The 10,988-nt window shown below is 46.8% G+C and carries 10 protein-coding genes and 1 tRNA gene; 2 read left to right on the plus strand and 9 right to left on the minus strand.

Going from position 1 to position 10,988, the window contains the following annotated elements:
* Positions 1–523: 523 nt before the first annotated feature.
* The 8 genes from alr to rnr form a co-directional block, all read right to left on the minus strand.
* Positions 524–1,615 carry an alanine racemase gene (alr, locus tag ACWVCM_RS02350; RefSeq protein WP_455200097.1) on the minus strand — a complete coding sequence of 364 codons (1,092 nt, stop codon included), beginning with the start codon at positions 1,613–1,615 and terminating at the stop codon, positions 524–526.
* Positions 1,612–3,012 carry a replicative DNA helicase gene (gene dnaB / locus ACWVCM_RS02355; RefSeq protein WP_455200098.1) on the minus strand — a complete coding sequence of 467 codons (1,401 nt, stop codon included), beginning with the start codon at positions 3,010–3,012 and terminating at the stop codon, positions 1,612–1,614. Before dnaB ends, alr begins: the two co-directional genes overlap by 4 nt.
* A 567-nt stretch (positions 3,013–3,579) precedes the next feature.
* On the minus strand, positions 3,580–4,026 hold the full coding sequence (rplI, locus tag ACWVCM_RS02360; protein WP_455200099.1) for a 50S ribosomal protein L9: 447 nt from the start codon (positions 4,024–4,026) through the stop codon (positions 3,580–3,582).
* 61 nt (positions 4,027–4,087) lie between these two features.
* Positions 4,088–4,987 (minus strand): DUF2232 domain-containing protein, encoded by a 900-nt coding sequence (locus tag ACWVCM_RS02365; protein WP_455200100.1) that lies wholly within the window; start codon positions 4,985–4,987, stop codon positions 4,088–4,090.
* Positions 4,988–5,154: 167 nt separating this feature from the next.
* Complete coding sequence (gene rpsR / locus ACWVCM_RS02370; RefSeq protein WP_455200101.1) at positions 5,155–5,382, minus strand: 30S ribosomal protein S18; 228 nt, start codon at positions 5,380–5,382, stop codon at positions 5,155–5,157.
* A gap of 74 nt (positions 5,383–5,456) precedes the next feature.
* A complete protein-coding gene (gene rpsF, locus ACWVCM_RS02375; RefSeq protein WP_455200102.1) occupies positions 5,457–5,888 on the minus strand; it encodes a 30S ribosomal protein S6 in 432 nt (143 codons plus the stop codon).
* A gap of 194 nt (positions 5,889–6,082) precedes the next feature.
* The gene (gene rlmB, locus ACWVCM_RS02380; protein WP_455200103.1) at positions 6,083–6,838 is read right to left on the minus strand and encodes a 23S rRNA (guanosine(2251)-2'-O)-methyltransferase RlmB; all 756 of its coding nucleotides are present in this window, start codon (positions 6,836–6,838) and stop codon (positions 6,083–6,085) included.
* A gap of 10 nt (positions 6,839–6,848) precedes the next feature.
* Positions 6,849–9,248: a ribonuclease R gene (rnr, locus tag ACWVCM_RS02385; protein ID WP_455200104.1), complete on the minus strand. Its 2,400-nt coding sequence runs from the start codon at positions 9,246–9,248 to the stop codon at positions 6,849–6,851.
* A 209-nt stretch (positions 9,249–9,457) separates the two neighbouring features.
* Here rnr and ACWVCM_RS02390 point away from each other — a divergent pair.
* Together ACWVCM_RS02390 and ACWVCM_RS02395 are read left to right on the plus strand one after the other, a co-directional pair.
* Positions 9,458–9,544, plus strand: a tRNA-Leu gene (locus ACWVCM_RS02390).
* A gap of 160 nt (positions 9,545–9,704) precedes the next feature.
* Entirely contained in the window at positions 9,705–10,631 is a 927-nt protein-coding gene (locus ACWVCM_RS02395; protein WP_455200105.1) for a hypothetical protein, read from the plus strand.
* Between the two features lie 24 nt (positions 10,632–10,655).
* Here the strand turns inward: ACWVCM_RS02395 and ACWVCM_RS02400 are convergent.
* A partial coding sequence (locus ACWVCM_RS02400) for a hypothetical protein (RefSeq protein WP_455200106.1) occupies positions 10,656–10,988 on the minus strand: 333 nt, incomplete at its 5' end.

Consider the following 10,988-nt stretch of genomic DNA (forward strand, 5'->3'; position numbering starts at 1 on the left):
GCCATTCTTAAATCTCCCCCCGCCCCTCTTTACAAAGAGGGGGGCTTTGTCTGTCCCTGCCATTTGGTATAGTCGGCGCCACAATCGTTGCAGACGTAGGCGGTTTTGCGTTTGGCCACTGTTTATTAAATCCCCCTCAATCCCCCTATTACAAAGGGGGAGGTAAAAAGTCGAACTGCTATGTCATACCCTCCTTTTCCAGCCAGGAAGTTAAATGCATGGCTAGTCCATCCCTTCCTTTGCTAAACGGGCAATTATAAACAAGGCTTGACTGTCCTCCACTCTTCTAAACGGGAAGTTAAAAAACTAAACTTATCTGTCCCCTCCTTTTTAAAGGAGGGTTAGGGAGGATTTTTACCAAGCTTAAATAACTCTCCCTCGGCACATGATAGAACCAAGTTCAAAAAAAAAGAATTTTGCCTTTGGCCGAAATAACCAGCTCATTAATAATAAACACTACGCGGGCCAGTCAAATGACGTGCTTGGTTTTTGGCCCGCGTAGCGCTACTGCAAACCTGTTATATTAGTTTTTATCGATAAACTTTACACGCTGCGTAACGTGGCACAACAACTCGTAACCAATAGTGTCTGCGCTGCGCGCGACTTCTTCAACAGGTAGACCGTCACCCCAAAGTACAACCGGGTCACCCACCCTGGCATCAGGTTGTTGTCGTAAGTCGACGCAAATCATATCCATGGATACGCGGCCTATCAACGTTGCTCGCTTGCCGTTGATTAATACCGGCGTACCGTTTTTCGCATGGCGTGGATAACCATCACCATAGCCGATTGCCACAACACCCACTGGCATATCTTCCGGGCACACGAATTCGCCACCGTAACCGATGGGCGAATCCTTCTTTTGATAATTCACAGCAATGAGCTCGCTGGAAAGCGTCATCACGGGTTCGAGCTGGTGATCCAGACCTGTACCGGTATTAAACGGAGTAACGCCATAAAGCATAATGCCGGGGCGCACCACATCGGCATGGGTATCAGGCCATCCGATAATACCCGCGGAATTTGCGATGGATTTTTCAGCCTGCAATCCCTGCGTTGCCTGATTGAATAACTGGAGCTGCATTTTGGTGACCATGTCTTTCTGGTCATCGGCATTGGCCAAATGCGTCATTAAATAAACATCTTTAACCAGAGGTATGGCCTTCAAACGTTGCCAGACAATTTGCACGATGTCAGGCGGAAAGCCAAGGCGATGCATGCCGCTATCAACTTTCAACCATACAGATAGACGAGATGCAGCATTGGAGGCAGTACGGGCATATTCTTCCAGCATTTCCAGCTGGGAAATATGGTGAATAACTACTTCGACATTTTGTAAACCGGCTTTGCTGAATTCGGACGCTTCAAATACGCCTTCTAACAGTACGATGGTTTTACGAATACTTTTATTGCGTAACGCGAGGGCTTCATCGAGACTGGCCACGCCGAATTTATCGGCTTCTTCCAGTGCTTTGGCTACACGCACGATGCCATGACCATAGCCATCGGCCTTAATGATGGCAATAATCTGGGAATCGGGAGCGAGTTGTTTGACGCGCCCAAGATTGTGACGCAAGGCTTTGAGGTTAATCGTCGCCTGGGTAGCGCGACTCATGCATATCCTTCATCTTCGTACATATTGGTGGAAACGTAATTTTCAAATCGGGTATATTGCCCGATGAATGTCATGCGTACCGTACCGATGGGTCCATTACGTTGTTTACCAATAATTATTTCAGCAATACCCTTGTCTGGACTGTCTTCATTGTAGACTTCATCACGGTAGATAAATGTGATGACGTCCGCATCCTGCTCAATCGCGCCTGACTCGCGCAAATCAGACATAACGGGTCGTTTATTGGGTCGCTGTTCGAGACTACGATTCAATTGTGACAGTGCAATGATGGGAACATTTAATTCTTTCGCCAATGCTTTGAGCGAGCGAGAAATTTCGGAAATTTCATTAGTACGATTTTCTGAACCACCGCGAATTTGCATTAACTGTAAATAGTCAATCACGATCAGGCCCAGGCCGTGTTCGCGCATCAGACGACGTGCCCGCGAACGTAACTCCGTGGGAGATAAGGCGGGCGTGTCGTCGATGAACAAGGGTGCTTCTGCTAACTGCCCAACTGCGTGGGTTAATCGCGGCCAATCATCATCATCCAGTTTACCGGTACGTACCCGGTGCTGGTCTATGCGGCCCAATGAGGACAGCATACGCATCGCCAACTGTTCGCCAGGCATTTCCATACTAAACACCGCGACGGGCATCTGCGTTTTAACGGCAGCATGTTCGGCAATGTTCATGGCAAAGGTGGTTTTACCCATGGAAGGACGGCCCGCGACGATCACCAGGTCAGACGGCTGTAAGCCTGATGTCATTTCGTCAAAATCATCAAAACCTGTTGGAACGCCGGTAATCGGATTGTCCTGCTGAAACAGGGTGTCAATGCGATCAACCGCTTTGACTAACAGGTCTTTGATGGAAGTAAATTCGCGACGGCCACGCGCACCCTGCTCGGCAATTTTGAAAACCAGTTTTTCAGCGTTGTCTAATAACTCTTCACTTTTGCGGCCCTCGGTTTCATAGCAACTGGTGCTGATCTTGTGTCCTACCGATATTAGTTGGCGCAATACGGATCGTTCGCGCACAATCTTCGCGTAAGCCAGGATATTCGCAGCGCTGGGCGTGTTTTTCGCCAGGGTGCCGAGGTAAGGCAATCCACCCGCTGCTTCAAGCTGGTCATTGGATTCCAGCCACTCAGACAATGTCACCACATCAAAAGGGCTGCCTTTTTCGGCCAGGGCGTCAATGGCGCGGAAAATCAATCGGTGGTCGCGGCGGTAAAAATCATCCTCAATGACGATATCGGAAATTTTATCCCATGCTTCGTTATCCAGCATGAGGCCGCCTAATACGGATTGTTCTGCTTCGATTGAGTGTGGGGCTACCTTCAGTGATTCGGCAGCAAGGTCAACGGTTTTGGAGGAAATGGCTGGTTCGGTCATTCTATCAACGGCTCAACTGCGTTTTAGTTTTTGTAATAAAAAAATTTTTTAGCGATAAAAATATATCGGCAATCGAGTTCTGCCTACTACACAAACATTATTATTTACTCTATTACAGTTTGATGACAGCATAGGAAAGCATAGCAAAACTCAAATGCCTTGTGTTGCGTTTACGTAAAATATTTTTTAAAAAAAGTGTTGTTTGCCAGTTGCAATGAGTCGATCAGATGCATAGACCAACTATGTGAAACAAAGTTTAATTTGGAATGCTAGCTGGCTGTAAACGCTAGCGTTTCATTTGAAAGAATGAATCATTAGCAAAGCAACATTGATCAATGAATGTCTATATGACTGTAAAGAATGTAGGGAAGTGGTTGCAAAGTATACTTGGACTTCGTCGCTGCATGGCGATCGCCATGAAATCGAAGTCAACGCAACGTCACACAAATAGTTAGCGATCGACTTTATGATGGAGTAAGTAACGCAACTTTTCAGTATGCCGCGTGACCTTGCGTTGCCCAACGTGCGTGAAAACCTAACGCACCAAAACTAAACATTACGATGTTTTTATTCTGGCTCGATGTTTACAGTGATTTCAGTCACCACGTCGCTATGAAGTTCGACTTCAATCTTGTGCTCACCAATTTGGCGAATCGGGCCTTCCGGCAAGCGAATTTCGCGTTTCTCAACGGCTACACCTGCCGCTGTTATGGCTTCAGCAATATCATGAGTACCCACTGAACCAAACAGTTTGCCTTCTTCACCGGCTTTTTGCGAAATTGTAATCGTTAAGTTCGCAATAGCATCTTTCCTGGCTTCCGCAGTTCCCAGCTTCTCAGCCGCTACTTTTTCCAGTTCGGCACGACGCGCTTCGAATTTCTCCACGTTGTCTGTTGTCGCTGGTACAGCTTTACCTTGCGGGATTAGAAAATTACGCCCATAACCTGCTTTTACTTTTACAGTATCACCCAGGTTTCCCAGGTTGGCGATTCTTTCCAGTAAAATTACGTTCATCGTTATTACTCCATCATTTCATACATTAATAAAACAACTCACTAAATCTGCGAATTAAAACCTAGTTTTGACTGGAAACCCGTTTTCTAAAATCCAGCCAGGTATCGATGTAACCTGTAATAGCCACCAGTTGTGACATTAAAAACACCAGGAGATACAGGCCGATTAGCCATGCCCAGTGCAAACCTTTTAACGCGACCAGGGCGTGCACTACCGCAACACCCTGTAATACGTAAATCATCATTACCAGCATTAACAGATCTTTACTGATGTAACCGATGATATTCTCCGGTAGCAATGCCAATGTCGCAACCACCAGGGAAAAAATTGCTACTTTCTTGCCAAACTGTAACCCGTGAAACTCCTGCTGAAATCCGCCCGGATTGTACAGCATGGCTTGCCAGACCCTGGCAATAAACAAACTGAAAATTACATTCAGTAAAAAAGCCATTGTTACAAAACCGGTCATAATCTCTGACCAGGTTTCGAGATTTTGTTTAAACACAACTTGCTGGTCCATCATCATGGACTCGGTAGCCTGCGCAAAAAACTCATCAAAATGCGATTGCCACCAGGCAGCAGGATCACCGACGGAAATATGGAACACCGTGATGAACAGCATCCCCGCAATCGAAACTGTTGATATCGATTGCGCCAGGGATCGTGTATAACGCAATACGCTTCCAGCCACCCATACCAGCAATAGCAAAACGATAAGCGATACAATGGTTGGTAATAATAATGGCGTACCTGTCAGGGACGCTATTGCAAATACCACTACAGTAGTCGCGACTGTCAGCAACAATCCTGCCGACGGCCCTGACCTGAGCGTCACCAAACCGACAGCAGCCCCACTCAACAACCCCAACAGCGGAAAGATAAGTGACAAAACAGCAAAGCCCGTTGCTATCGCGATAGCCTGGGCCCGGCCCTTCATGATGTAAGCCGCCAGCGCTTTCATTATGCTAATTTACTAAATAGTTACTTTTTATATCGAATATCGTCATGCAAATCAGGCCAACATGATTTATTCGGCTTTTTGTTAAATTCTTCACTGAACTACTAACAATTAAGTACAACAGTTACCCACAAGCTTTGCCGGCAAATATTACACGGCAAAGCGAAATTCTATTTGTGGGAATCGCTATAGGGTAACAAAGCCAGCATACGCGCTCGCTTGATAGCTGTAGCCAGTTGACGCTGGTATTTTGCACTGGTGCCTGTAATGCGGCTTGGTACAATTTTACCTGTCTCAGTGACATAGGCTTTTAATGTTTGCAGATCTTTGTAATCAATTTCCTTGACGCCTTCAGCGGTGAAGCGACAAAATTTTCTACGACGGAAAAATCGCGACATAATATCCTCTCAATAAAATCTGGTTTAAATAAATGCTAAGTACTAATTAGTACTAAAATAATCTGGATCAGGCATTACGCTTCTGCAGTTACTTCGCCTTCTGACGACTCACTGCTGGCTGCCTTAGCTTCACCTGAGCTGCCTTCATCGGATTCGCTTTCATCCCTGTCACGGCCACGACCTTCTTCTTTCTGCTTGACCAGTGGGGATGCTTCGGTGACTGCCTCTTTACGAACCAGGAACATGTCACGAATAACGGCGTCGTTAAAACGGAACGCGTTTTTCAATTCGTCCAGTGTTTCGAGGTTGCATTCGATGTTCATAAGAATGTAATGCGCTTTATGAACTTTATTGATGGGATAAGCTAGTTGACGACGTCCCCAGTCTTCGAAGCGGTGAATTGTGCCACCGGCTGTTTCGATCATGGACCGGTAACGATCCACCATACCAGGAACCTGTTCGCTCTGGTCAGGATGGACCAGAAACACGACTTCGTAATGTCTCACGTTGTTCTCCTCAAGGGTTATAGCCACCCGCTCTGCGACGGTGTGACAAGGAGTTAATAATATTGTTGAAAGGCGGCGATTTTACTGCAATTACGCGTTTTTTGTCCAGATCATATTGCAACTGATTAATATCAATTCAAGAAAGCCTCTATAACTTACTGTTCCAGTTGATATAAATCGTACGCAAAGATAGTTTACTCGGTTGTTGACTGGGCACGCTGACGCAAAACCTCATACAAACAGATCCCGGTTGCGACGGAAACGTTTAAACTTTCCACAGTCCCCTCCATGGGCAGCTGCACGAGATAATCGCACTTTTCCTTGGTCAGACGCCGCATGCCTGAGCCTTCCGCCCCCATCACGATCGCAATCGGTCCGGTTAAATTTAGCTCGTACAGGGTCTGTGAGGAAGCACCATCCGTACCAACAAACCAGACGCCAGCATCCTGCAGATGGAGTATCGTTCGACTGAGGTTGGTCACGCTGACCAGGGGAACGGTATAGGCAGCGCCACTGGCGACTTTCACCACCGTGGAAGTGATAGACACCGATCGATCCCTGGGGATGATGACCGCATCAACACCCGTAGCATCAGCGGTTCGCAGGCAGGCGCCAAGGTTGTGGGGATCCTGTACACCGTCGAGGATTAAAAACAGTAAGGGGTGAGCAGGATTTTCCAGTAATGCATCAAGGTAATGCTCTTGTTTTGCTTTCGGCATATCGCACTGAGCGACGACGCCCTGGTGATTACCTTTTTTCGCCAGTTGATCCAGCTCAGCGCGCTGTTGATAGGCGAGGCGCACACCAAGCCTTTCCGCATTCTGAATAATGTCCTGAATGCGTTTATCACTACGCTTATTGTCAACAAACAACTGCTTAATACATTCATGATTGGCATTTAGCAGTGCATTTATTGCATGAAGGCCGTGGATATAATGCTGATCAGCCATAGTGTATTAATTACGATTGTCGTTTCTTTTTTCGTGCCTGGCGTTTTGCGGTTTTCGCTACACGCTTTTTGCTCTTCGTTGTCTTTTTCTTACCTGGTTTTTTAGAATCGCGTTTTTTTGAGGAAGTTGCCTTTTTCTTTTTGCCGCGGCTGCGAGCACTATCGCGGGACTTGCCTGGTTTTGTTTTTCGTTTTCCGGCGCGTTTATTTCCGCTAGTTTTACGGGCATATGCGTCTTCGTACTTGCTGACCAGTTCAAAATCGATACGTTTTTCATCGAGATCTACCCTGGCAACCTGAACATTAACCTTATCAGCCAGGCTATAGGATTGATGGGTACGTTCGCCCACCAGGCAATGCTTGATAGGATCAAAATGATAATAGTCATTATTAAGCGAAGTAACGTGCACTAAACCTTCAACGTAGATGCCTTCCAGTTCGACAAAGAAACCGAAACCGGTAACACCCGATATGATACCGTCAAAACTCTCGCCGACCTTGTCCATCATGTACTCACATTTCAACCATGCTTCCACATCCCGTGTGGCTTCATCGGCACGTCGTTCGGTCATGGAACATTGTTCGCCGAAGCGTGCCATGTCTTCATCAGAGTAAATAAAACTTTCTGCCTGATTTCCCTGAATCAAATGCCGAATGGCGCGATGCACCAGCAAGTCAGGATAACGTCGAATGGGTGAGGTAAAATGAGCATATTGCGTCAACGCCAAACCAAAATGACCGATATTTTCCGGTGTATATACAGCCTGTTTCAGGCTGCGCAACATAACCGTCTGGATTAAATGCGCGTCGGGGCGGTCACCAACTTCTTTTAGCACCTGGGCGTAATGTTTGGCTTCCGGGTGTGCTCCACCTTCCAGTTTTAAGCCAAAAGATTTCAGAAATTCCCGCAGGTCTGTCAGTTTGTCGGTACCTGGCAGTTCGTGTACACGATACAGAGTGGGCATAAGATGTTTGGTGAGGAACCTGGCTGCGCATATATTGGCGGTGATCATGCACTCTTCTATGAGTTTGTGGGCAATATTTCGCGTCAAGGGCACGATACTTTCAATTTTCTTGTGTGGGCCAAACTGAATCACGGTTTCCGTGGTTTCAAATTCAATCGTGCCGCGTTTGGCGCGTTGCTTGTCAAATGCGCGATACAGTTGGCGCAGGTTTTCCAGGTGCGGTACCAGTTCTTCGAAGCGCTTTCGCAATTCAACATCGCCATCCAGAATTGAGGCAACATCATCATAGATCATGCGCGCATGGGATTTCATTACGGCGTCATAGAAGCGATAGGATTTGACCGTACCACTACTGCTCACATCCATATCACACACCATGCACAGGCGGTTGACCCCGGGATTGATGGAACATAAACCGTTAGACAGTAATTCCGGCAACATGGGGATAACTCGACCAGGGAAATACACGGAATTTCCCCGTTCTTGCGCAGACAGATCCAGGGCGCTATCTGGCATGACGTAGTTCGAGACATCAGCTATGGCCACAATTAAACGCCAACCCTTTGCTTTACGCTCACAATACACCGCATCATCAAAGTCCCTGGCATCGGGGCCGTCGATGGTAACTAATGGCAGATGACGAATATCTTCGCGCCCTTGTATGTCTTCATCGCTGACTTCATCAGAATACTGCCGCATCTCTCTTTCCACTTCGGCCGGCCAGTGGTGAGGCAACTCATGGGCTCTAATAGCAACATCGATTTCCATACCGGGCGCCATGTGTTCACCCAGTACTTCGATGATCTTGCCCAATGGTTGGCGACGCTTGCTGGGCTGTTCAACCAGTTCCACGACAACGATCTGCCCTTCCTGCGCCAGGCCCTGGTATTCAGCAGGCACCGCTATGTCGTGGGTAATGCGTTTGTTATCGGGGATCACAAATCCAATGCCGGATTCTTTAAAATAACGTCCGACGACGCTATGGGTATTGCGTTGCAGAATTTCTACAATTGCGCCTTCACGGCGGCCTCTGCGGTCAATGCCGGACACCCGTGCAACCACACGATCACGATGAATGACGGCGCGCATTTGTCGCGCAGAAAGGAACAAATCGTCACTGCTGTCATCAGGAATCAAAAAGCCGTAGCCATCAGGATGGGCGGAGACGTAGCCACGCACCAGATCCATCTTGTCCACCAGGCCATAACCATCACGACGGTTACGAATGACCTGGCCATCGCGCTCCATGGCATTAAGACGACGTTGTAACGCCTCGATGTCCTGCTCTTGATGGAGGTCCAGAATTCCGGCAATCTTTTGCCAGGTCAGCGGTTCGCCTTTATCCGCCAATATTTCCATGATGAATTCCCGGCTTGCGATGGGCCTCGCGTATTTCCGGGCTTCGCGTTTGGCGAAGGCGTCTGATTTATTTCTGGGTTTGTCCATGCAATGCGCTTTAGTTGGCAGGTGTCAAAAATTTATAAGCTGAGCGAAAATACTGCTATTGCAATACAGCCTGCGTAATATTTCACCGTCATATCCATTGACAGGAAGGCCAACGGTGGGTACAGTTGCCGCCGATTATACAAATTCAGACCATGTAGTGACAGCGAAATCACTACTCTACCACAAAATAGGTCTAGAGCTGTTTCATTGCCGAGGTGGCGAAATTGGTAGACGCGCTAGCTTCAGGTGCTAGTGGGGGTAACCCCGTGGAGGTTCAAGTCCTCTCCTCGGCACCATTCTTCCAGGTCATTTTGATCGTTTTATTACACTTACCATAGACTCCATAGACTGGCTTTCTGCTGGCGTTAGTTATATCAATAGCGATAGTCTTTTCTTATTACCCTCGCGCGACTACCCTTATCACCCAGATACATACTAACGCAAAGGGAATCTTTCATGAAAAAAGCGCTTAAGCTGTCCAGTATTTTAATCACTAGTTTTATAACTCTTCTGGCAAGTTATAACGCCATTGCAGAGACTTTATTAAAAACGTACATCCTTGCCGAGACCAAATCCGGTGATGTAGCAACAATCGTCAACGAAACCAAAGACAAACTTACCACAGCCGGTTTTGAAATTGCAGGTGAGTATTCCCCCTACGCCAACACAACAATCATCATCGTTACTAATGACGCGTTAAAGCAAAATGCAGCAGCATCTGATTTTGGTGCCTTTGGTGCCGCACAACGTGTCACCGTAACGCAGGTTAAAGACCAGGTGCAAATCGCCTTTACCAATCCTGTTTATATGTCACATGTTTATCGTATGAAATCTGATTTATCGGATGTAGCCAGTCAATTAAAACAGGCATTGGGCGACCAGGGAGAATACGGACCTGAAGATGGTTTGAAAGTTAAAAAATTACGCAAGTATCATTACAAATGGTTAATGCCCTACTTCGACGATCGTCTTAACCTGGTTGAATATAAATCCTATGAGGAAGCACTTGAAAAGGTTGAGAATGCATTGCAGTCAGAAAATAAAGGTGGCGTGAAAAAAGTATACCGTATCGACCTTCCCGGAAAACAGGAAACCGTGATTGGTGTTAGCCTGGCAGGCCCTGATAACGTGGATTGTAGTGGCGACAAATACATTATGGATCGCATCGATTTCAAAGATACCAAATCAAGTGGCCACTTACCCTACGAAATGGTGATATCAGGCAACAAGGTTTACGCATTACCTGCGGAGTTCAGAATCGCAATCAGCTTCCCCGATTTATCAATGATTGGCAGCAATAGCTTTGCCTCCATCATGTGCGCACCCGATGCTATATCGGAAGCCCTTACATATGGTGCCGGTGGAACACTGGAAGAGGATTAATTGATACGAATTGAAAGTATGTGATTAAAACATTGCAGCGGTACATATCAGTACCGCTGCTTTAGTAGTATTTCGAATCGCATTATTAGCTCGCCCGTTATGTAACTTGTACATTTCCCCTGCCAGGGCGTCAGCGAAGATGTCTCCAAAGTCCTCAGATTTCAAACTCTGGCCTTGTACGTACATTTCACCAATACTGATGTCATAAGGCCGGATACATTCATCTTTTATCAATTGATTGATATGACCGGTGTGCACTGCAAATCCATCGACGTCGAACAGCATTAGATGCCGACCGCCATCAAAGCGTACTCTTAGTTGTTCGATCCTGCTTGTTACGAATATTCCTGTTATCAC

This window comes from Kaarinaea lacus, from assembly GCF_975902315.1.